The organism is Sulfitobacter sp. 1A15258, from assembly GCF_043557045.1.
In the GTDB taxonomy this organism is placed as follows: domain Bacteria; phylum Pseudomonadota; class Alphaproteobacteria; order Rhodobacterales; family Rhodobacteraceae; genus Sulfitobacter; species Sulfitobacter faviae.
On sequence record NZ_JBIFFK010000048.1, the window covers coordinates 1 to 1,320 of the forward strand.

1 pseudogene is annotated in these 1,320 nt (G+C 62.4%); it reads right to left on the reverse strand.

The features are described 5' to 3' along the window. Nucleotides 1-80: 80 nt before the first annotated feature. Nucleotides 81-1,259: pseudogene (locus tag ACGYK9_RS19370) on the reverse strand (IS5 family transposase). Nucleotides 1,260-1,320: the final 61 nt, after the last annotated feature.

Consider the following 1,320-nt stretch of genomic DNA (forward strand, 5'->3'; position numbering starts at 1 on the left):
TTTAAGGATGCTGTTCTTGCCACCACGGTTTGAAGGTGACTGTTTGCGGCTGCGGACGCAGGGTCCGGTTTGCCCCCTCGTCAGGGGGCAAGGAGTTTCGGTAGTCTGGCCAGATTGCAGGCTGCCATGGTCATTGTGAATTGGGCGCGGACCCTGTCAAGGCCGCGATGAACAGTCTGGGCCATGCCGCCCACAGTCTTGGCCCAGCCGAAGGGTTCCTCGATCTTCTTCCTGCGCCGCTGTGACAAGGCATAACCGGGATGCTGGGTGGTTCGCCCGTCGATTGCGGAACTCCGGGCCTTCTGCGCGACATGCGGCGTCACAACCATGCGCCTAAGTGCGGCAATAAATTCGGCGCTGTCATAACCTTTGTCTGCTCCCAGCGTCAGGCGCCGGGTCGAGCCGGGGGAGTGTCGGTTGATCATCTCGAGCGCTGCCTTGCGCTCGCCGTGACCATCGGCGTGGGTCAGATCGGCCTGCACGATCATCCCGTTGCGGTTCTCCATCAGCGTATGCCCCATGAAGCACAGTGTCGCCGCGGCACCGGGCGCCTTCTTGTAGAGACGGGCATCGGGGTCCGTCACAGAGGTGTGGGTTGCGTTCGAGTGCTTCTGGCCCCGGAAATTCACTTCGGCGTTGCGGATATGGCGGGGCGTGTCGGGCATCGGCTGGGTCTCGGTCGGCTAGGGCTGCGGTTCGGTGTTTGCGGAGGTCGCGTCGGTCGGTGGCGCCGGTCCGTCAAAATCATCCTCATGCGGTGGCGGTGCGCTGTTCCTGGGCTGAAAGCTCTTCATGGACGCCCACGCCTTGACCAATGTGCCGTCTACCGAGAAGTGTTCATCCGAGAGGAGCGGTCGGACCTCCGGGTGCGCCAGGATCGCGGCCATCAGCTTGCGCGAGATGTCGGTCGTCAGCAGCCGATCGCGGTTCTTGGTAAACACCGTAGGAACCCAGACCGGATCGTCGATGCCAAGGCCGACGAACCACCGAAACAGCAGGTTGTAGTCCATCTGTTCCATTAGCTGCCGTTCCGAGCGGATCGAGAACAGGAGCTGAAGAAGGCTCGCACGGATCAGTCGCTCCGGCGCGATGGAGGGGCGGCCAAAATCGGTGTAGAGCGCGGCGAACTCGGCATCCAGGCTGGCCAGCGCGTCATTGACGACCCGACGGATCAACCGCAGCGGATGACGATCCGGAACCCGCTGCTCAAGATCAACATAGCTGAACAGCGACCCGCTTGCCTCGTCCGTCCCACGCATCGCCACCTCCTGCTGCCGCTGCCATGCCGGAAGTGAATCATGTTCTCATAACCGCGTCGAG